Genomic DNA, 19,985 nt, shown 5'->3' with positions numbered 1-19,985 from the left:
ACCGTCATGTGGGTGCTGCTCCTTCTGATTGGCCGCCGATCATTCCGTCGAACGTTCGGACAGGACTGCTTGCTCTCAAACCTCCGGGCAGTTCAGCCCCAGCGCTGCGACAGCCGGTCGTACTCGGCCTGGGTGACCGGCAGGACGGTGCCGTGGCGCGGCCGACCGGGCATGGTGTAGCCGGAGACGGGTGACCATTGCCGGGTGTTCAGGTCGGTGGTCGTGAACGGGATGTAGCCCCGGCCGCCGTACTCGTCGATGAACATGTACCAGCGTTCGTCGGTGTTGGACTTGAAGACCAGTGGTCCTTCGCCTTGGTTGAGCGCGTTGTTGCCGAGGCAGTCGGCGACGAAGGAGTAGTTGCGGTTGAGGATGGTCGTGGACTTCTCCGCGAGGATGAACTTGCCGCACGGGGACTGCGAGGTGCTGCGTTCGTCCTTGGTGAAGCGGTGGTAGGTGCCGTTGTGCTTGATCAACGTCGAGTCGATGGTGGAGTAGCCCTTGTCGACCCAGACCTGAGCAGGGCTGAAGGTGCGGAAGTCGGACGTGGTGGCGTACATCATGCGGTTGTAGGTGCTGCCGGTGTGGTTAGGGTCGTTGGTGGAGTACAGCTTCGACGCCCAGAACACGACGTACTGGCCGAGGCCCTCGTCGTAGTAGGCCTCCGGGGCCCAGGTGTTGCCGGCCGTGTCCGGTGAGACGCGTGCCAGGCGCGGCGCGCTCCAGGTCACCAGATCGGTCGACTCCCACACGACGATGGACTTGCTGCCGGTCCGCTGGACCTGGTCCCAGTTGCCGTTGCCGTAGATCCGCAGGTCGGTGGCGATCTGGTAGAACTTGTCGCCCTGGGGTGAGCGGATGATGAACGGGTCGCGCACGCCCCGGGTGCCCACGGTCGAGGTCAGCACGGGCCGCCCGCCGTTGAGTTGGCGCCACCGGGTGGGGTCGTTGCCCTGGCTGAGCCCGAAGTAGACCTGCTCGCCGGCGGAGGTGTTCTCGCCGGTGAAGTAGGTGAACAGGTAGCCGGCGTACTTCGGCGCCGGCCCCGCGTCGACCCGGACCAGCTGCCACTGCTGGTTGACCGCGCCCGTGTCGGTGTACTGGGAGATCCGCGCGCCGTCGGCGGTGGACTGTCCCCACACGTCGAGCGCCTTGCCGCTGTTGCGGTTGACCAGCTTGACGTATCCGCTGTCGGTGTCGACCACCCGGAACTGCTGGTTGGCGCCGCCGGTGTCGGTCCACTGCACGACGTTCGCGCCGTTGGCCGTGGACGCCGAGGCGATGTCCACCACCTTGCCGCTGTGCCGGGCCCGGAGCTTGTGGTAGCCGCGGCCGGCGTCCACGAACTGGAACTGCTGGCTGGTCTGGACGGCACGGGTCCGCTGCTGGACGACGGCGCCGTCGGCGGTCGACTGGTCGGCGATGCCGACCGCTTTGCCGCTGTGCCGCGACACGATCTGGTAGTACGCCGCCGGGTCGATCACGGCCGCGTTCGCCGACGGTCCCGCGACCAACGCGGCGGCGCCACTTGCGATCAACGCGCTGGCGAGGACCAACGCGGTGCGGCGTCGGTGCGGACGTCGCGGTGAGGTCGGATCGAGGGAGGACTGTGTCATTGAACCCGTCCAGGGTGGTTGCGAGAGGTTTGTCCACGCCAGGTCGGGGCACCGCTCGCCCTGTGGCGCGAGCGGTGCCCCGGCGGGTCAGACGCCGGTGATGGTCCACTGTTGGTTGGTGCTGCTGCTGTCGTTGTACTGGCCGAGGTTGGCGTCGTTGGTGGTGCGGCCCATGCCGTCGAGGTAGAGGCCGGTGGCGCGGTTGCGGAATCGCAGGTTGCCGCCGGTGGTCACCCGGGACCATTGCTGGTTGTTGCTGCTGCCGGAGGCCCATTGGCCCGCGTTGGCGCCGTTGGTGGTGCGGCCCATGCCGTCGATGTACAGGTTGGTGGCGCGGTTGCGGATGCGGACGTAGGAGCCGGTGTTCTCGATGGCCCACTGTTGGTTGGCGTTGCCGCTGTTGCTGGACTGCCCGACGTCGGCGCCGTTGTCGGTGGTGCCCCTTCCGTCGATGAAAAGGCCTGTGGCGGCGTTTCGGATCGTCACGTAGGTGGTGCCGGGGTTGCCTCCACCGTCGCCGAGTTGGGCTTCCCAGCGGGTGTTGGAGCCGGCGGCGTCGGCGGGGAGGCGGTCGCGTGCGGCGGTGTCGCCGTACATGGTCCAGCGGGCCCAGTCGACGACGGTCCTGGGGAAGCGCTGGTCGCTCCAGAAGCTGGTGTGGCTGCCGCCGACGAAGGTGAGGAACGCCTTGGGCCAGGTCATCTCGTTGTACGCCTGCCGGGCCGAGCTGTATCCCGTGAGGTCGTCGCGGTCGCCGTGGACGAACAGGACCTTGGCCGAGATCGAACTGGACGGGGTGCCCTGGTCGGTGCACGACTGCGGGTTCGCGGAGATGATGCGGCTGTCGGCCCAGCGGGTCAGCAGGCCGTGGGTGGTCATGCCGCCCAGGGAGTGGCCCGAGACGCCGACGCCGATCGAGGTGTTGATGTGCCCTGCCAGCGGACCGCTCGTGTTGAGCGCGAGGGTGTTGGTGATGACCTGCGAGACGTCCTTCGGGGTTTCGCCGTTGCCGACATCGGAGGGGTTGTGGTTGAAGTGAGGGGCGGGGACGATGAAGCCCGCCGAGGCCAGGGCCCGGATGATGAACAGGGAGTTCTGCGGGCTGCTCTGGTAGCCGTGGGTGAAGTTGTAGACGGGGAAGACACCGTTGGCGACCGGGGCGTCGGTCACGGGGTTGCCGCCGGCGGTGCCGGTGGCGGGGTAGTACACGTAGGTGGTGCACGGGCGACTGCCGCGGGTCCAGTTGTACCGGCGCACGCCGACCGCGAACGGCGTGGTCGGCGCCGTGGCCAGCGTCCCGACGGGCGCGGCGAGCGCCTGGCCGACGCCGAGCAGGCCCAGGCCGAGGCCCGCCGCTCCGGCCGCGCTGACGCTGAGGAATGTCCGCCGTTGCATGGTCATGGATGACTCCTTGGGTGCAGGGATGGTCATGGGTGTCAGGACAGGGTTGAATCCGCTGTCGGGTGCGGGCGATCGGCGGTCGGACGCACCCGACAGCGGGTGTGGGCGCTCCTGCCGCCCGCGAGGGGCGGCAGGAGCGCCGTGTGCGGTGTCAGGGGGTGGCGAAGCTGGGGTGGGGCGGCTGGTTGTAGGCGGTGTTCTGCCACGCCACAGCCAGCCGGTACTGGCGGTCCTGCATCAGCGAGGGGCGGCTGATGCTCGTCGGATCGGTGGTGGAGTAGATCCGCAGCGCCCGGTTGTCGCCGGTGCGCCAGATGACCTCCTCGCGCCAGTCGCCGAGGATGTCGGCCTGGAGCACCGGCGTGGACTTGGTGCCGTTGTTGGACGCCACCCCGGAGCCGGTGAGCAGGCGGGTGTCGCCTCCCGTGCCGTACTTGGAGATCTGGGTGCCGTCGAGCAGCTCGCGCTGGGCGTCGCCGTCCCACCAGATCACGAAGTTCTGCGAACCCGGCTTGCGGGCGGCGACCTGGTTGCCGTTCGCCGCGCTGCGCAAACCGCCGACCGACGAGGACCAGATCTCCGCACCGGGGCTGCCCGCCCACACGTCCGCGGCGACCCCGCGACCGGTGTCACAGCCGCACGACGGCGCCCGGTAGAGGAACTGACCGGTCCGCGCGTCGTGCACGTCCATCGCCGGCGAGCTGGTCCACTCGTGCACGTTGAACACCTCCAGACCGGGCCTGCTCGGCACCAGGTCGCTGACGTGCATGGCGTCGCCGTGACCCAAACCGGTGCTGTACATGAGCGCGCCGTTGTCGTCGATCGTCGCCGAGCCGTAGACGATCTCGTCACGGCCGTCGGCGTCCACGTCGGCGATGGACAGGTTGTGGTTGCCCTGCCCGTACGCGCCACCTCGGCCGGAGTCGTAGGTCCAGCGGCGCGTGAGCTGACCGCCGCGGAAGTCCCACGCGGCGATCACCGCTCGGGTGTAGTAGCCGCGGGCCATGATGATGCTCGGCTGCGAACCGTCCACATAGGCCGTCGCGGCCAGGAACCGGTCCGCGCGGTTGCCGTAGTTGTCGCCCCAGTCCGAGACGTTGCCGCGCGGCGGCACGTAGTTCTCGGTGTCCAGGATCGCGCCGTCGCTGCCGCGGAACACGGTCAGGAACTCCGGGCCGGACAACACGTAGCCACTGGAGTTGCGGTAGTCGGCGTTGGCGTTGCCGATCACCTGACCGGTACCCGAACGCGTGCCGTCGGCGGTCTTCATGACCACCTCGGCCCGGCCGTCGCCGTCGTAGTCGAACACCTGGAACTGCGTGTAGTGCGCGCCCGAGCGGATGTTGCGGCCCAGGTCGATCCGCCACAACCGCCTGCCGTCCAGCTTGTAGGCGTCGAGAATCGTGTTGCCCGTGTAACCGGCCTGGGCGTTGTCCTTGGCGTTGGTCGGCTGCCACTTCAGCACGATCTCGTACTGCCCGTCGCCGTCCAGGTCACCGACACTGCCGTCATTGGCGTCGTAGGTGAAACTGCCCGACGGCGTCGAACCACCGGCAGGGATCTGCAACGGCACGTCCCTCGTGCTCGCGGCGATACCCACCTCGCCCTCGGTGTGGGCCGACATCCGCAGCGAGCCGTCCGCCGAAGCGGCACTCGCCTGCTCTACACCGTTCACCACCGGACGAACCGTGTAGATGGTGCTCGCCGGTGCGCCGTGGTCCTGGAAGTTCGTCCGGGTGATGGGAGCGGACGTCACCTTCAGGCCGTCGCGGTAGACGTTGAAGGCCGTTCCCCGCGCGTCACCGGTCAGCAGCCTCCAACTGAGGAAGTTGCCCTTCCCTGTGTGGACGCTGATGAGGCCGCGGTCCAGTCTTTCGGCCTGCGGGACGTCAGGTGCGGCTCCCGCGGTCGGGTAGGTCACAGCCCCTGCTACGAGGACTGATGACGTCACGACCAGCAGTGCACGTATCAACGTTGATCTGTGCATGGCAGATTCCGTTCGTCGGAGTTTTGCTTCCCACGGCGGCGGACTGTGGATGGCGAGGGCTCGGGTCGTCACGCGGAACGTGGCGGTGTCAGGGGAGCCAGCGGATGTCGGGGTTGATCCGGCCGTTCCGGTCGAAGACGGCCTGGTTCTCCCAGCCGTTGCCGGAGTTGGTGATGTCGGCCGGGTCCCAGCCGTTGCCGGGCACGGCGTGCCAGGTGGGTTCCCAGTAGAAGACGCCGGTCGCGCCCGCGTTGCGGGAGGTGTTCTGCACGGCGGCGAAGTTGGCCTGCTGCCCGGCGGGTGTGGCCGAGTGGCCGGCGCAGGGTTGCGAGGCGGTGATGATGTTGGCGGTGCCGTCGAAATTGGACGTGGTGTAGGGGTAGGCGGTCTCGGCGAGGATGACCGGCTTGCCGTACCGCGACTTCATGTCGGAGACGACACCGGCCATTCCGGACGTGCTGCCGTGCCAGTAGCAGTAGTACGACAGGGCGGTGACGTCCCACTGGACGCCTTGGGACCGGATGCCGTCGTAGAACCAGCGGGCACCGCTCTCCACCCGCGCGGTGTGGACGATCACCTGGGTGCCGCTGTTGCACGCCTTGGTGGCGTTGTACCCGGCTTTGAGCAGCAGACCCAGGTTGGTGAAGTTGTCGTTGGTCACCCGGCCTTCGGGCCAGAGCATGCCGGTGTTGATCTCGTTGCCGATCTGCACGCTGTCCGGCGTGGTGCCCTGCGCCTTGAGGCTGGTGCACACGTCGTGGGTGTAGTTGTAGACGTCGGTCTGGAGCTGGCCGATGCCGTGGTTGGCCCAGGCGGCGGGCTTGGTCTGCACGCCCGGGTCGGCCCAGGTGTCGGAGTAGTGGAAGTCGACCATCAGCTTGAGGCCCTTGGCCTTCACCGTCCGCGCGTACTGCAGGACCTTGTCCTTGTTGTTGTAGCCGCTGCGCGGGTTGTTCCAGATCCTCAACCGCACGTAGTTGACGCCGGCGCTCTTGAGGATGTCCAGCGGATCACCCTGGGTACCGTCGGCGTAGTAGTATCTCGCGCCGAGGTCGGCGGCCCGTTGCAACGTCGACACATCCGCACCTCGCATGATCGCGCTGTCCCCGACATCGGTCGTCGCGACCTCGAGGTAGTCGACGTTCCCCAGTCCGCCGGCGGTGGTCGCGGCCAGCCGCACGGTGTTGGTTCCCGCGCTCAGCTGCACGGTCAGGCTCTTGGTCACCCACGTGGTCCACGCGCCGGTGGCCTCGAACGCCATCCCGGGCTGCACGACCGTCCCGTTGACGCTCATGTCACCGGGACGGTTCGCGCCGCTGCCGTTGGCGTGCCGGAAAGCCAACGTCGCCGAGCCCGCGGTCGCCGCGTTCACCGTGAACCCGACCGCGCTGCCCACGGCGTTGGACGTGTCGCAGAAACCGCCGCCGGAGTAGCCGGAGTGGTTCGAGGCGACGACGCCGCCGCACACGGCCGGCGCCGACTCCGCTTCGTACCGGCTCGTCGCGGCAGTTGCGGCGACCGGCAGCACGACAACGACGCCGGTCAGGGCGGTAGTCACCGCCGTGGCCAACGAGATCCTCGAAGACAGCCTCATTGATGCTCCTTTGCATCCAATGTGACCCACGGATGTGGCAGCCGGTCGCGCGTGGCGTTCCGCCGGGCGACGGTCACGCCGGTACCGCGGGTCGCGCTGATTGATCAAGAAGGACCGCAGCCCGGTGCGGTCAGACCCTGCGGGTCCAGACCTGGTCGGACTCGCCGTGGCAGGTCCACATCGCCACGGCCGTGTTGTCGGCCGTGCCGTGGGCATCCACGTCGGGGCAACGCCCGGACTGCGGGTTCGCGCTGATCGGGAACGCGTGGCCCGCGCCGGTGAGCTCCACGTATCCCTTCTCCGTCACCGTGGGATCGAGCGGCAGACCGTCCACATAGGACGTCCTGGCCGTGATGCCGTTCTTGCCGGCCAGCACCTGCTGACCGCGCGCGAGGTCGAAGTCTTCGGGGCTGTTGGTGTCCAGCCAGATTACGACGGGCCCGAGCGAGCGAGTCAAGGCCCCTTCCAAGCGCCCTCGGCAGCCCAGCGCGCCGTGTAGCCAGGCGCGATCGCCACCGCGCCGAACCTGTCCGGCCCGGTGTCCGTCGGGTAGTGGATCACCCCGCCGCCGAAGCCGCCGCCCGCGGGAACGTCGACCTGCGCGGTGGCGAAGGTGCCCAGCGAGGCCGCGACACCGGACCTCGCCGGATTCGGCCCTCGCTGGTGCCGGTTGTCCGCAGCCGACGCGGTCCAATCGAGACGGTTGTCGTTGCTGCGGTGGGGACAACGGCGAAGGTGGCCGCGATCCACCTCGCGAGTCGACCCGGGCTTCGGCTCCTCGGCCGGCCGAGCTCGGCGTCGACCGGGTGTCGGGGGTCCAAGGCGTTCGGTGGCATCTGCGGATGCACTCCTTGTCGGGCAGGGGCTGAGGGAGGTGCGGCAGGCGGACAGCGGGTGGAGGCGCTGTGAACGTGCACAGTATCTCGACGTGTCATATATGTAAACACGCCAACTTCGGTGGTATTACTGGACAACTGCGCCGACAACCGCTGTGCACGTTCCCATACGATCGTCCATTCGATGGAGTCTCGTTGTGGCAAACGTTGCCTTTCGTCGAATGTTCGACTGAAGCCGCCGCAGACTGACCCCTGCGTACATTGATCGCGCCATGTCAGGCGGCCGACCCTCTGTCCAAAGTGTCCTGGAGGCTGCGGGACCTTGAGCGGCACAAGCCATTTGCGACGCCCTTAAGCCGATGCGGCCGCCGACGCTGGACCATTCGGGCGATGTCCCGACCACGCTCGAAACTTTTTCGCCGAGGCTGTTGACACCGGGACGGCGGCGTTCGTACGGTCTCCCCAGCATCGTTGGCGCCGGAACGTCATAGGTGCCAACGAAAACTTGACATCGAACCAGGCCGCGCGAGCGGTCTGGCCGGCAATGCGACCGTGTCTGGATAGCGCTTTCCGCCGAAGCGCGCGGGTGGTTTGAATCGTTTCATAACCGGCGACGACGTCGTCGGCCACGCTGGGAGCGTTCCCAGCGTCTGTGACGAAGGAGCAATGGTGCTCACGAACTCGTTCAGGGGGCGGGCGATCGCCGCCGCTTCGGCGATCAGCGCTGTGACCGGAGGTTTGTTGGTCACCGGTGTCTCGGCGGACATCTACGCGGGCAACCCCGGCGCGGAATCGTGGTCCAACGCCGACAGCCGACTCCGCAACACCCGCGGCACAGGCATCGGCCACAAGCCACATCGGCAACGGCACGGCGACCCCGCCGTGGCCGGACGTGCACTACGCCGGCTGACTGCGTCCCGATAAACCACTCGCGTGTGTCCGAGCCCCGCGCCGGCTCGGGCGCACGCGAGTTTCCACCATGCCGGAACATTCCCCATACCGGCCCGTCGGGTGCGGACATGATTTCCCCGGCTCCCGTCGAATGTTCGACGGATTTCCCATACGAGATGTGGCCATTGACGGCGGCGTGAATTCGGCGCAACTTCTCCGCCGGAGAAAGTCCGCTCACCCGGCGGTGCCGCCGCCGTGCCCACCCAGGCGAAAGGCACGCACATGACAGTGTCGTCATACGGTGCGGTCACGCGATCGGCACTGGTGTTCGTGGTGGGTGCGGTCGCGACACTCGTGCTCGCACCGGCCGCACCATCGGCTCAAGCCGCCACCGTCGACACCACGGCGACCTACGCGGTGGTCGCCCGGCACAGCGGCAAGGCGATGCAGGTCCAGTCCGCCGCGGACGGGGCCGCCGTCGTGCAGGCGACCCGGGGCGACTCGCCCGCGCAGCAGTTCCAGTTCGTCGACTCCGGCGGCGGGTACTATCGGCTCAAGTCCCGCTACAGCGGCAAGGTCGTAGACGTGGCCTCCTCGTCCACGGCGAACGGCGCCGAAGTGGTGCAGTGGACCGACAAGAACGCCGCCAACCAGCAGTTCAGCCTCGTCGACACCGACGGCGGCCATGTCCGGTTCGTCAACCGCAACAGCGGCAAGGCGCTGGACGTGTGGGAGCGCTCGACCGCCGACGGCGCGCGTATCTCCCAGTACGACATCAACTCGGGCACCAACCAGCAGTGGCAGCTCGTCCGCCTGGGCAGCGGCACGCCAGGGGGCACGGGTGCACCGACCGACCCGAACGTCAAGTACTTCGGCCGGTGGAACACCGCCGATCCCACCGCGTACGTCTCGGAGTGGGCGGGCGCCTACCTGGTCGTCGGTTTCACCGGTCGGACGGTGAAGCTCAAGCAGCGCAACGCGATCGACTTCTTCGTCAGCATCGACGGCGGCCCGGACGTCTCCTACGTCAACCGCAGCGGCACGGTGAACCTCACCCCCACGCCGCTGGCGGCGGGCAACCACACGCTGCGCGTGTCCTACCGGCCGATCGCCGGGTCCTACCGGGGTGACGCGGTCTACCGGGGCATCGAGCTGGACCCCGGAGCCGCGACGTTCGCACCGCCCGTACCGGGCAAGATCATCGAGTTCGTCGGCGACTCCATCACCGTCGGGCAGCAGTCGTCCAAGCAGGCGTTGACCGCCTACGGCTGGCTGGTCGGCGAGCGCCTGGGCACGGGCCACACCCAGATCGCCGTGGGCGGCGCGTGCCTGGTCTCCGCGGCCGACGGCTGCATCGGCATGAGCGACCGGTTCCTGCGCACCGGCCTGCAGGCCAACGCCGCGAACTGGGACTTCTCCCGCTACCGCGCCGATGTCGTGGTGATCAACCTGGGTACCAACGACGTCGGCCACAACGTGACCAAGGAGCAGTTCCAGAACGCCTACGTCACCCTGATCCGCCGCGCCAAGGAGAAGTACCCGAACGCCACGGTCCTGGCGTTGCAGACCTTCCGCAAGCGCTTCATCCCCGAGACCCAGGCGGCCGTGCGCATCGTCAACGACCCCAAGGTGCGGTTCGTCGACACCACCGGCTGGATCGTCGAGGCCACCGACACCACCGACAACGTCCACCCCAACGACCAGGGTCACCGCAAGATCGCCGACCGACTGGCGCCGATCCTGTCGTCCGCGCTCACCACCGGCTGAGCCGACCCCGGACGTGCAGCGGTCCCCAGGGCGCGCCCGGCCTGTCTCGGCAGCAGGCGCGCCCTTTCCTCCCGTCATTCGGTCGAACCGCAGCAAGGAGCAGACCCATGCCCACTCGTACCGCCGTCCTGCGTTCGGCGCTCGCCGTGACGTTCGCGACGGGGGCGCTCACCGCCCTCGGCACCGCTCCGGCGGACGCCGCACCGGCCGGTTGCACCGGAACCGGCCCGATCACGTGCCGTTACGACGTGGCCCCCGGCCACTACGACGTGACCGTGCGACTGGGCAGTCCCACCCGTGCGGCCAACACCGGTATCACCGCCGAGGCTCGACGCCGGGTGCTCTCCGCCGTGGACACCGGCGTCGGTCAGCTCACCGATCGGGTCCTCACCGTCAACGTCCGAAACCCGGAAGGACAGCCCACCGGTCAGGGCGGCACCGGCACGCCGGGATTGACCCTGGTGTTCGACGGGCGCACTCCGGCGGTCGAGGCGATCACGGTCAGGCAGGTCAGGCCGCCTGTCCTGTTCCTGGTCGGCGACTCCACCGTCTGCGACCAACCCGTCGCCCCCTACGCCGGCTGGGGCCAGGCGCTGCCCCGTCTGCTGCGGGAGGGTCTGTCGGTGGCGAACTACGGCGACTCCGGGGAGAGTTCCGGCTCGGTGTTGTCGAACGCGGCGCTGTTCCCCGCCGTGCGGTCGCAGATCCGCGCGGGCGACACGGTCATGATCCAGGTCGGCCACAACGACAAGCGGACCACCGCCACCGCGTTCCGCGACAACCTCACCCGCATGGTCCGCGACGTGCGCGCGGTCGGCGGCACGCCCGTGCTGGTGACGCCGCCGGTCCGCCGGTTGTTCGATTCGGCCGGGCGCCTCACCGGGACCGCGCGCCACGTCAACGAGATCGGCGTGAACCTGCCCGACGAGATGAAGACCGTCGCCCGCGCACAGGGCACACCGCTGATCGACCTGACCTCGCTTTCCGCCTCGCTGGTCGAACAACTCGGCGCATCCGCTTCCGAAAGGCTCTTCCTGACCAGGGAGAAGGGCGACAACACCCATTTCTCCGAATACGGCGCGGCCACCATGTCGAACCTGGTGCTGAACGAGGCGGTCCGGCTCAACGTCATCCGGTCGACACAGGTCCGCTGACGTCGCGCATTCCGCCGAAAACGACATGGAGGATCGATGAGGATTTCTTCACGGAACAGGTACCTGGCGGTCGCGGCGGCGGTGTGTGCCGCGATGGCAGCCGTGGTGGCACCGGCGAATGCCGCGCCCGCCCTCGCCCCCGCACCGTGCGCCGCCCCGCAGGCCGGCGGTCCGGGGATCGCCGCGGCACCGTTCAAGGTGTGGTTGGCCGGCGACTCCACCATGGCCAACGGCAGCAGCACGTGCCCGGTCGGCTGGGGCAGGGAGTTCGATCGGCTGTTCAACGACGACGTCACGGTTGTCAACAACGCCGTGGGCGGCCGGAGCATCCAGACCTGGCTGTACGAGTCGAACGTCAAGTCCACCAAGGACTCCGCCGGTGAGTGCGTGGTCAGCCCCCGCACCTACGCCTCGCGCTGGGCCGGCATGCTGTCGACCAACGGCATGAAGGCGGGGGACTGGCTGGTCATCCAGTTCGGCATCAACGACGGCGACCGCAACTGCCCGCGCCACGTCGGCACCGCCCGCTACCGCCAGCTGCTCAGTCAGATGGCGCGCGAGGCCAAGGCGCGGGGCGTGAAGCCGGTGTTCGTCACGCCCGTCGCGGCGATCCGCTGCTCCGGCTCGACCGCGGTGGGCAACCGCGGATTCGTGAACGAGACCATCGCCCAGGCCCAGGTCGACCAGGTGCCGGTCATCGACCTGCACCAGCGCAGCGTCGCGTTGTACAACTCGCTGCGCCTGTGCCCCAACAACGGCGACTACAGCCAGGGCGCGGTCGGCGCGTTCTTCTGCAACGACCACACCCACTTCGAAGCCGCCGGCGCCGCCCGAATCGCGGAGGTGGTCGCCAGGGCACTGCGGGAACAGGGGATCGGCCTCGCTTCCTCCCTGCGCTAGTCACCAGTTGTCAGCCGCACCCGTTCCCGTCCTCAGGAGTGCCCATGATGCTCGTCCACCGGCGCGGTGCGAGCCGGCGAGCCCTGTCGCTCGTCGCCGCGGTCATCGTCGCCCTGTCCGTGATCGCGGTGGGCCAGGACCAAGCGGGCGCCGCGCCCGGTCCTTCGTTCACCAATCCCGTCGTGCCCACGCCCAACAGTGCAGACCCGACACTGGTGCAGTACAACGGCCAGTACTACTACGTGGCCACCACATGGACCTCCGACATCCTGATGCGGCGGTCCTCCACCATCGCCGGGCTGCGCGGCGCGACGGAGCAGAGAGTTTTCCGCGCCTCGCAGAACGAGGGCTGCTGCACGATGTGGGCGCCGCACCTGGAGCAGATCAACAACCGCTGGTACATCTACTACTCGGTCGAACCGCGGGCCGGGTACGGGTCGCGCCGCACGCACGTGCTGGAGAGTGCCGCGAACGACCCGGCGGGCCCGTACACCTACCGGGGTGTGCTCAACCTGATGCCGAACAACGGCTGGGCCATCGACGGCGCGGTGCTCAAGCTCAACGGCGCCCTGTATTTCCACTACTCGGCGTTCCACGCGGACGGCCTCCAGTCGATCTACATCGCACCGATGAGCAGCCCGACCTCGGTCTCCGCCCACGGCACCCGCATCTCGGCCCCGACGCTGGCGTGGGAGCGGCAGGGCCAGCCGGTCAACGAGGGGTCGTTCGCCCTGCATCGGGACGGCCGCACGTTCCTGACCTACTCGGCCAGCTACTGCGGCACGGCCGACTACAAGCTGGGCATGCTGGAGTACCGCGGCGGCGACCCGCTCGCGGCGTCGTCCTGGACGAAGTTCGCCAACCCGATCTTCCAGCGCAGCAACGGCAACGGCGTCTACGGTCCCGGTCACCACTCGTTCTTCACCTCGCCGGACGGCACGGAGACCTGGATCGCCTACCACGCCAACTCCTCGGCGTCCCAGGGCTGCGGCACCACCCGTACGACCCGAGTACAGAAGATCTCCTGGAACGCCGACGGCACACCGAACCTCGGTGTCCCCGTCTCCACCTCCACGGTCCTCGCAGGCCCTTCGGGTGAGACCGGCGGATCCGGCACCCGCGTGCGCATCCGCAACCAGCACAGCAAGCTCTGCCTGGACGACTACAACTTCGTCACCACGCCGGGTGCGGAGGTGCGGCAGTGGACTTGCGCCGGCGCGGCCAACCCGCAGTGGGTGGTCGGCTGACCGTCGCACCCAGGGGCCACCCAGTCGGTACCGAAGAGCAGGCGTGCCGATTCGCCTGCGCAGCAAGGAATTCCGGGATCGGCCGAGTACGCGCGCGATCCTGACGGACGATCTGCGGTCGCGACCGCCGTCTTCTGTGCACGTTCACAGTTACGGTGCCGTCAGACCATTGAAATGATCTCTTCCATAGACTTTCATCTGGGGTGGATAGCACTCGAAAAGTTGTGCACGTGCACAGTCTCGCCGCCGTGCCCCTGCTCACACTCGATCAAAGGAGATCGAATGACCGCGTACGGCACCGGCCGCGCCATGAACGACAAGACGGACATCCCTGCCGGCATCTCGCGGCGCAGCGTGCTGCTCGGCGCCGCCGCCGGCGTGGGCGCGCTCGCGTTGGGTGCGGACGCTCTGGCGCCGACGGCCGAGGCCGCGACGTTCGTCAAGGGCGCGGACATCAGCTGGATGCCGCAGATGGAGGCGAACGGCTACTACTGGAACAACAAGTCCGGCCAGCGGCAGGACCTGTTCACCATCCTCAAGGGCTACGGCATCACCGCGATCAGCCTGCGGACTTGGGTCAACCCCTCAAGCAGCCCGGCGAACGGGCATTGCAGCATCGAGGAGACCGCGCGGATGGCCGCGCGCTGTCGGGACGCGGGCCTCCAGGTCCTGCTCGGTTTCCACTTCGGCGACACCTGGAACTCCGTCGGCGTGCAGAACCCGCCCGCCGCGTGGAAGAACATGAACTACAGCCAGATGCGCGACGCGCTGCGCAGCTACGTCGACCGCTCGCTGAACGTCATGAAGTCCGCCGGCGTCACACCGGGCTGGGTGAAGATCGGCAACGAGCAGAACAGCGGCATCTGCAGGCCGGTCGGCAGCGTCAGCAACCCGGCCCAGATGACCGGACTGCTCAACGCCGCGTACGACGTGTCCAAGCAGGTCTTCCCGGCCACTCCGGTGATGGTGCACCTCGCCCAGCCGCAGAAGATGGACAGCATCCAGAACTTCTTCAACGCCTACCGCAACAACGGTGGCAGGTGGGACATCACCGGGCTGTCCTCGTACGCCCAGGGCAGCAACGTCGCCCCGGTGCTGAACAACATGAGGACCATCCAGTCCAACTACGGCAAGCCCGTGATGCACGTCGAGTACGGCGGTCCGCGGGACAAGGCCACCCAGGTGCGCGACGGGCTGCGGCAGTTCATCGCCGGTCAGAAGGGCTTCGGCGGCCTCGGCACGTTCTTCTGGGAGCCCGAGGGCTACTCACCGTTCACCGGCTACGCCAGCACCGCCTGGGATCCGGGCACCCGCAGGCCGACCGCCGCCATGGACGGCTTCCTCAACGTGTGACCCACGACGGGAAGCGACGGCCGCCCGCACGCCCGGTGATCAGCGAGCGGGTCTGCCTCGCCGACGTCAAGGCATCCCAAGGAGGTTCCGATGCGCCTCACACCCCGATGGCGAGCCCTTCACCGGGTCGTCACCGGCTCAGCCCTCCTCGCCGTGATCGCCGTGATCGTGCCCGGCACGGCCGCGGCGGCCGGGAACACCTACTACGTCGCACCCAACGGCAACGACAGCGCCGCGGGAACACAGGCCGCGCCCTGGGCATCCATCGCCCGCGCGCAGGCCGTCGCCACGGCAGGTGACACGGTCTACTTCCGGGGCGGCACCTACGCCTACACCCGGGCGAACTCGGCCTGTTCCAGTCGGACGGCCCGGGTGGACGCGATCACCCTGAACAAGAGCGGCACCTCGGGCAGCCCGATCCGCTACTGGGCCTACCCTGGCGAGAAGCCGGTCTTCAACTTCTCGGCCATGCGGGACGACTGCCGGATCAAGGGCTTCAACGTCACCGGCAGCTACCTCCACCTCAAAGGGTTGGAAGTCACCGGCGTGCCGCAGAACAACAACCTCAACGCCGAGTCCTGGGGCATCTGGATCTCCGGCAGCAACAACACCTTCGAGCTGCTCAACACCCACCACAACATGGGAACCGGCCTATTCATCAACGGCGGCGGCGGCAACCTCGTCCTCAACACGGATTCGCACGACAACTACGACCCGCGCAGCTCGGACGGACCCGGCGAGAACGCCGACGGGTTCGGTTCGCACTACACGCCGGCCGGTCGACCCGTGAACGTGTTCCGGGGTTCCCGCGCGTGGTGGAACGCCGACGACGGTTACGACCTCATCTCCACCTACTCGCCCGTGATCATCGAGAACTCGTGGGCCTGGCGCAACGGGTACGTGCCGGGGACGACGACGCCTTCCGGCAACGGAGCCGGCTTCAAGGTGGGTGGCTTCGGCGCCGAGTACGACACCGGCGCGGTGAAGCACACCGTCCGTTTCTCGGTGGCGTTCCTCAACAAGGCGCAGGGCTTCTACTCCAACCACCACCCGGTGGCCAACGATTACTTCAACAACACCGGCTTCGGGAACCACCCCAACTTCGACATGCGGGGAATCAACTCGAGCGGCGCGTCCGTCGGTCGGGGCAACCTGCGCAACAACATCGCCTACAACGGCACCGCGACGGCGAACATGACCGGCACGAGCGCCTCGTACAACTCCTGGAACCTGGGTCTGCCCCTGTCGGACGCGCAGTTCCAGAGCGTGTCGACGTCAGGGTGGGACGCTCCGCGCCAGGCCGACGGCAGCCTGCCCGTGCTGCCCCACCTCCGCCTCGCCGCGAACAGCACCCTGATCGACAAGGGCGTGAACGTCGGCCTGCCCTACCAGGGGCCGGCGCCGGACCTGGGCGCCTTCGAGCAGTCCGGCGGCGCGCCACCGCCTTCGCGCTATGAAGCGGAGACCGCCCCGGCGGTGTGCCAGGGCACCATCGACGCCAACCAGGCCGGCTTCTCCGGCACCGGGTTCTGCAACGGCAACCCCGCCGTGGGCGCCTACGCCCAGTTCACCGTCAACGCGGCGACAGCCGGCCCGGCAACGCTCGGCATCCGCTTCGCCAACGGCAACAGCAGCGGTACCGCGCGACCCGTGAACCTCGTCGTCAACGGGTCGACGGTCGCCACGGTCTCGTTCGAGTCCACCGGCAGCTGGACGACCTGGTCCACCAAGACCCTCACCGCCTCCCTGAACGCCGGCGACAACACCGTCCGACTGGACCCGACCGCGGCGGACGGCCTGCCCAACATCGATTACCTCACCCTGTGAAAGGCACCAAGATGACCAGAACATCGCGCACGCCGTTGAAACGGCGCGTACTGACCGCAGCCGCACTGCTGTTCGCGTCGGTGCTGGCACCGCAGTCGGTGACGGCCGCGGCGCAGCCCGCCGCCGAAGCCGCCCCGGCCGCCGCGGTCGCCCCGGCCGCCCAGGACGCTCCGGGCATCGAAGACGCCGCGGACGATCCCCACGGTCTCAAGAAGACGGTCGCCGACTACCGGACACGCATCCCGACCAAGTACACCACCGACTCCTGGAAGCCCTTCGCCAAGGCGCTGACCACGGCGGACGACATCGCGAAGAACCCCTCGGCGGGCGCGACGGAAGCCGCCGCGGCGAAGACGGCCCTGGTCACCGCCGCCGGCGACCTGGAGGCCGCGGACGAGGGCACGTTCCAGACCATCACCAACAACACCTTCTGGAACGACACCGCCGGCAACCCCATCTACTCGCAGGGCGGTGGGGTCTTCAAGTTCGGCGACACGTACTACTGGTACGGGGTGCACTACCGCGGTGCCGAGAGCTACCGGGCCAACCCGACGCGCAAGTACGACGGCGAAGTCTCGTTCGTGTCGATCCCGGTGTACTCGTCCAGGGACCTGGTGAACTGGAAGTTCGAGAACCGGGTCGCGACGCGCTCGACCGCGATCCACAACGGCAACACCATGGCTTCGACAGGATGGGTCGGGCGGCTCGGGGTTGCGTACAACGAGAACACCGGCAAGTACGTGCTCGCCACCCAGGCCTACGTCGGAGGCGCGCACGGGGTGCTGCTCCTCCAGGGCAACACCCCCACCAGCAACTTCACCTACGGCTACTTCCAGGGCCAGGTCGTCAACTCGCCGACGACCGGCACCGGCGACCAGACTGTCTTCACCGACGAGGACGGCAAGGACTACCTGATCTTCTCCAACCGCGAAGGACGTTCCCGCGGCTTCGTGGCCAAGTTCCGGGAGTCCGACTCGCTGCGGATCGAGCCAGGCGTGGAGATCCGCCGCGGCGACGGCCGCGAGGGCAACGCCATGTTCAAGCTCGACGGCAAGTACTACCACGCCGCCTCGGCCCTGCACGGCTGGAACACCTCTGTTAACTACGTCAACGAGTCGACCAGCAGCAATATCCAGGGTTCCTACTCGAGTGAGTTCGTCCTTCCCGGCACCGAGATGGACTACAGCCACGTCACCCAGACCGGGTTCTTCGTCACCGTGAAGGGGACCAAGCAGAACACGGTGATCTACGCGGGCGACCGCTGGGCCGACTTCGCCTGGAACGGCATCGGGTACAACCAGTGGGTGCCGATCACCAAGACCGGCGCACGGCCCCAGTTCCACTCGGTCAGCCAGTGGCAGTTCAACATCACGACCGGTGAGTGGCGTGTCGGTCCGGAGAACAACTACATCCTCAACCCCGACATCCAGGCCGATCGCATCATCGTCTCCAGTGTACGGGGATGGCGGAACCTCGGCGGTTCGGTGACCAACGTCAACGGTGGTGTGAACGGGTCTCGCTTCGCCCTCCAGGTGAGCAACAGCGGCGGCGTCGAGCAGCGGATCGAATCGATGCCCGCAGGCACCTACACCCTGTCCTCGCACGCTCGGGGCAGTGCCGGACAGGTCGTGATCACCGGCGCTAACGGCAGCCAACGCACCCTCAGCATCCCGTCGTCGAGCGGCTGGGCCAAGCGCGAGCTCACCGGCATCGCGCTACCCAGCGGAGCCGCCACCGTCACCGTGCGGGCGTCGGGTTCGGGCGGCGTCATCGTCGACCAGCTGTCGCTCGTCAGGACCGACGGAGGGACACCGACGGGGCAGCGCTACGAAGCGGAGACGGCGCCGGCCGTGTGCCAGGGCACGATCGACTCGAACCAGGCCGGCTTCTCCGGCACCGGGTTCTGCAACGGCACCGCGGCCGTCGGGGCTTATGCCCAGTTCACGGTCGACGCGGCGCAGGCGGGCGCGGCGGCGCTGGCGGTCCGGTTCGCCAACGGCGCCAGCAGCGGCGCCGCGCGACCCGCGAACGTCGTCGTCAACGGGTCCACGGTCGGCACGGTCTCGTTCGAGGCCACCGGCGCGTGGACGACCTGGTCCACCAAGTCCCTCACCGCCGCGCTGAACGCGGGCAGCAACACCGTCCGCCTCGAGCCCACTGCGGCCGACGGCCTACCCAACGTCGACTACCTCGACGTCGGAGTCGTGACCGGCTGACCATCCACCGAGCAGCGGCGCGGGCGTCGGGGCAACCGGATGCCCGCGCCGGTGTCGTGCAACGAGTCGACCGCTTCCCCGCTGAACTTCCGCCCGGGAGGGCGGACGGAATCACGTTGTGAAACACCGTCAGGAGAAGGACATGAGCAACAGACGCCTGACCCGCGTGCTCGCGGGTCTGACGGCGCTGGCCACCCTGGTGTCCGCGGGTCTGGTCGCGGGGACCGCGCCGGCCGGTGCGATCTTCGGAACCGCGGACATCAAGCCGATCGAGAGCAACATCGCCGCCAAGTCCTGGGCCTCGGCGACGGCGGGCAGCGGCTCGTCGACCGCCGGACTGGCCATCGACGGCGACCCGACGACGTCCTGGTACCCCGATCACCCCGGCGCTCGGCAGTGGCTCACCGTCGACCTCGGTGGCACCTACGACAACCTGCGCAAGGTCAAGGTGGTGTTCCCGGAGCGCGGCGTGGCCTACCGGTACGTCCTCGAGGCATCGACCGACGGTCACCGGTGGAAGACGATCGCCGACAGATCCCACAACCGCGCCGCGTCGCGGGGTGAGGTGCACCTGTTCACCCAGCCGGCGACGCGCTTCGTCCGACTGACGTTCACCGGTGTGCCGGGCCGTGCCCGGGCCGGTGTCAGCGAACTCCAGGTCTTCAACTACCTGCGCGACGACGTCGTGCTCGGCGCCGACCTGTCCTGGGTGGACGACCACCAGTCCCGGCAGTACTGGGTCAACCCCCTGTCCCCCAACCGGGGCGCCGGGCCGCACCAGCTGGACGTGGTCAAGGACCGCGGCATGCAGTACGCGCGGCTGCGGGTGTTCAACGAGCCTCGCAGCGAGAGCACCGGTCAACCGACCGCGGTACCGCGCCAGGGTCCGCAGCGCACGCTGACCTCGGCGCAGTGGATCAAGCAGCGGAACATGGGCCTCGGCATCGACTACCACTACGCGGACTCGTGGGCGGACCCGAGCAAGCAGCCGAAGCCGCGCGCCTGGGCCGGGCTGGAGTTCGCGGACCTGAACCGGGCGGTGTACGACTACACCGCCGACCACCTGCGCCAGTTGATCCGGCAGGGCACCACGCCGGACAAGGTCGCCGTCGGCAACGAGATCATCAACGGTTTCATGTACGGCAGCGAGGCGGCCCTCATCGGCACGACGAGCCCGCAGTACTTCGTCGACCAGG

The 19,985-nt window shown here is 68.3% G+C and carries 15 protein-coding genes; 9 read left to right on the top strand and 6 right to left on the bottom strand.

Annotated features, from left to right (window positions below):
- Positions 1 to 92: 92 nt before the first annotated feature.
- The 6 genes from ALI22I_RS03060 to ALI22I_RS55300 all read right to left on the bottom strand — a co-directional run bounded on the left by ALI22I_RS03060 (position 93) and on the right by ALI22I_RS55300 (position 7,348).
- Entirely contained in the window at positions 93 to 1,616 is a 1,524-nt protein-coding gene (locus tag ALI22I_RS03060; protein ID WP_077004028.1) for an RICIN domain-containing protein, read from the bottom strand.
- Between the two features lie 87 nt (positions 1,617 to 1,703).
- Positions 1,704 to 3,017, bottom strand: a complete 1,314-nt coding sequence (locus tag ALI22I_RS03055; protein WP_077004027.1) for an RICIN domain-containing protein — start codon at positions 3,015 to 3,017, stop codon at positions 1,704 to 1,706.
- 151 nt (positions 3,018 to 3,168) lie between these two features.
- Positions 3,169 to 4,938, bottom strand: a complete 1,770-nt coding sequence (locus ALI22I_RS03050) for a rhamnogalacturonan lyase (protein WP_238598049.1) — start codon at positions 4,936 to 4,938, stop codon at positions 3,169 to 3,171.
- A gap of 154 nt (positions 4,939 to 5,092) precedes the next feature.
- On the bottom strand, positions 5,093 to 6,598 hold the full coding sequence (locus tag ALI22I_RS03045) for a glycosyl hydrolase 53 family protein (RefSeq protein ID WP_077004025.1): 1,506 nt from the start codon (positions 6,596 to 6,598) through the stop codon (positions 5,093 to 5,095).
- Between the two features lie 130 nt (positions 6,599 to 6,728).
- Positions 6,729 to 7,055 (bottom strand): RICIN domain-containing protein, encoded by a 327-nt coding sequence (locus ALI22I_RS03040; protein ID WP_077004024.1) that lies wholly within the window; start codon positions 7,053 to 7,055, stop codon positions 6,729 to 6,731.
- A complete protein-coding gene (locus ALI22I_RS55300; RefSeq protein ID WP_077004023.1) occupies positions 7,052 to 7,348 on the bottom strand; it encodes a poly(ethylene terephthalate) hydrolase family protein in 297 nt (98 codons plus the stop codon). Before ALI22I_RS55300 ends, ALI22I_RS03040 begins: the two co-directional genes overlap by 4 nt.
- Before the next feature lie 752 nt (positions 7,349 to 8,100).
- Here ALI22I_RS55300 and ALI22I_RS03030 point away from each other — a divergent pair.
- From ALI22I_RS03030 to ALI22I_RS02985, 9 genes are all read left to right on the top strand, one after another.
- Entirely contained in the window at positions 8,101 to 8,358 is a 258-nt protein-coding gene (locus tag ALI22I_RS03030; protein WP_077004022.1) for a hypothetical protein, read from the top strand.
- 249 nt (positions 8,359 to 8,607) lie between these two features.
- The gene (locus ALI22I_RS03025) at positions 8,608 to 10,092 is read left to right on the top strand and encodes an RICIN domain-containing protein (protein WP_083751385.1); all 1,485 of its coding nucleotides are present in this window, start codon (positions 8,608 to 8,610) and stop codon (positions 10,090 to 10,092) included.
- A 107-nt stretch (positions 10,093 to 10,199) separates the two neighbouring features.
- Positions 10,200 to 11,246, top strand: a complete 1,047-nt coding sequence (locus ALI22I_RS03020) for a rhamnogalacturonan acetylesterase (protein ID WP_077004021.1) — start codon at positions 10,200 to 10,202, stop codon at positions 11,244 to 11,246.
- A gap of 36 nt (positions 11,247 to 11,282) precedes the next feature.
- Complete coding sequence (locus ALI22I_RS03015; protein WP_083751378.1) at positions 11,283 to 12,146, top strand: GDSL-type esterase/lipase family protein; 864 nt, start codon at positions 11,283 to 11,285, stop codon at positions 12,144 to 12,146.
- A 44-nt stretch (positions 12,147 to 12,190) separates the two neighbouring features.
- Positions 12,191 to 13,393 (top strand): family 43 glycosylhydrolase, encoded by a 1,203-nt coding sequence (locus ALI22I_RS03010; RefSeq protein ID WP_077004020.1) that lies wholly within the window; start codon positions 12,191 to 12,193, stop codon positions 13,391 to 13,393.
- Positions 13,394 to 13,675: 282 nt separating this feature from the next.
- The gene (locus tag ALI22I_RS03005; protein ID WP_077004019.1) at positions 13,676 to 14,746 is read left to right on the top strand and encodes a glycosyl hydrolase 53 family protein; all 1,071 of its coding nucleotides are present in this window, start codon (positions 13,676 to 13,678) and stop codon (positions 14,744 to 14,746) included.
- A gap of 90 nt (positions 14,747 to 14,836) precedes the next feature.
- Positions 14,837 to 16,573 (top strand): right-handed parallel beta-helix repeat-containing protein, encoded by a 1,737-nt coding sequence (locus tag ALI22I_RS03000; protein WP_083751377.1) that lies wholly within the window; start codon positions 14,837 to 14,839, stop codon positions 16,571 to 16,573.
- Between the two features lie 11 nt (positions 16,574 to 16,584).
- Positions 16,585 to 18,789, top strand: a complete 2,205-nt coding sequence (locus tag ALI22I_RS02990) for a family 43 glycosylhydrolase (protein ID WP_077004048.1) — start codon at positions 16,585 to 16,587, stop codon at positions 18,787 to 18,789.
- Positions 18,790 to 18,931: 142 nt separating this feature from the next.
- Positions 18,932 to 19,985, top strand: a 1,054-nt coding sequence (locus tag ALI22I_RS02985) for a glycosyl hydrolase 53 family protein (protein ID WP_179118076.1), incomplete at its 3' end; no start/stop codon positions are given.

This window comes from Saccharothrix sp. ALI-22-I (genome assembly GCF_001984175.1).
In the GTDB taxonomy this organism is placed as follows: Bacteria; Actinomycetota; Actinomycetes; order Mycobacteriales; family Pseudonocardiaceae; genus Actinosynnema.
This window is presented reverse-complemented; position numbering and strand designations above follow the sequence as displayed.

What these genes read in the sequence shown, in the direction of transcription:
- ALI22I_RS03060 (WP_077004028.1), bottom strand. Translation starts at nt 1,616, where the DNA reads ATGACACAGTCCTCCCTCGATCCGACCTCACCGCGACGTCCGCACCGA.
- ALI22I_RS03055 (WP_077004027.1), bottom strand. Translation starts at nt 3,017, where the DNA reads ATGACCATGCAACGGCGGACATTCCTCAGCGTCAGCGCGGCCGGAGCG.
- ALI22I_RS03045 (WP_077004025.1), bottom strand. Translation starts at nt 6,598, where the DNA reads ATGAGGCTGTCTTCGAGGATCTCGTTGGCCACGGCGGTGACTACCGCC.
- ALI22I_RS03030 (WP_077004022.1), top strand. Translation starts at nt 8,101, where the DNA reads ATGGTGCTCACGAACTCGTTCAGGGGGCGGGCGATCGCCGCCGCTTCG.
- ALI22I_RS03025 (WP_083751385.1), top strand. Translation starts at nt 8,608, where the DNA reads ATGACAGTGTCGTCATACGGTGCGGTCACGCGATCGGCACTGGTGTTC.
- ALI22I_RS03020 (WP_077004021.1), top strand. Translation starts at nt 10,200, where the DNA reads ATGCCCACTCGTACCGCCGTCCTGCGTTCGGCGCTCGCCGTGACGTTC.
- ALI22I_RS03015 (WP_083751378.1), top strand. Translation starts at nt 11,283, where the DNA reads ATGAGGATTTCTTCACGGAACAGGTACCTGGCGGTCGCGGCGGCGGTG.
- ALI22I_RS03010 (WP_077004020.1), top strand. Translation starts at nt 12,191, where the DNA reads ATGATGCTCGTCCACCGGCGCGGTGCGAGCCGGCGAGCCCTGTCGCTC.
- ALI22I_RS03005 (WP_077004019.1), top strand. Translation starts at nt 13,676, where the DNA reads ATGACCGCGTACGGCACCGGCCGCGCCATGAACGACAAGACGGACATC.
- ALI22I_RS03000 (WP_083751377.1), top strand. Translation starts at nt 14,837, where the DNA reads ATGCGCCTCACACCCCGATGGCGAGCCCTTCACCGGGTCGTCACCGGC.
- ALI22I_RS02990 (WP_077004048.1), top strand. Translation starts at nt 16,585, where the DNA reads ATGACCAGAACATCGCGCACGCCGTTGAAACGGCGCGTACTGACCGCA.